1 protein-coding gene is annotated in these 430 nt (G+C 70.7%); it reads right to left on the bottom strand.

Going from position 1 to position 430, the window contains the following annotated elements; all coding sequences use genetic code 11:
- Positions 1-430, bottom strand: a 430-nt coding sequence (locus K9U40_RS24010) for a 3-deoxy-7-phosphoheptulonate synthase (RefSeq protein ID WP_282892554.1), incomplete at both ends; no start/stop codon positions are given.

Below are 430 nucleotides of genomic sequence, written 5' to 3'. Positions count from 1 at the left end.
GGCGGCCCTCTTCGAGGTGGCTTTCGATCATCAGCCCGGTGATCCGCGCATCGCCCGCCGCGATCTGCGCCGCCACGTCGGCCGCCACGTCGATCTGGCGGCGGTGCTGCTTGCTGCTGTTGGCATGCGAAACGTCGATCATCACCTGCTCGCGCAGTCCGGCGCCGCGCAGCAGCGCGCAGGCCGCGTCCACGTCGGCCGCCGCGTAATTGGGCTGCCGGCCGCCGCGCAGGATCACGTGGCAGTCGCGGTTGCCGCGCGTCTCGAAGATCGCCGCCTGTCCCATCTTCGTCATGCCCATGAAGGCATGGGGCGCCTGGGCCGCGAGGATGGCGTCCGAGGCCACCTTCACGCCGCCGTCGGTGCCGTTCTTGAATCCCACGGGGCAGGAAAGGCCGCTGGCCAGCTGGCGGTGGCTCTGGCTCTCGGT

It is taken from the genome of Xanthobacter autotrophicus (assembly GCF_030015065.1).
GTDB lineage: Bacteria > Pseudomonadota > Alphaproteobacteria > Rhizobiales > Xanthobacteraceae > Xanthobacter > Xanthobacter autotrophicus_D.
This window is presented reverse-complemented; position numbering and strand designations above follow the sequence as displayed.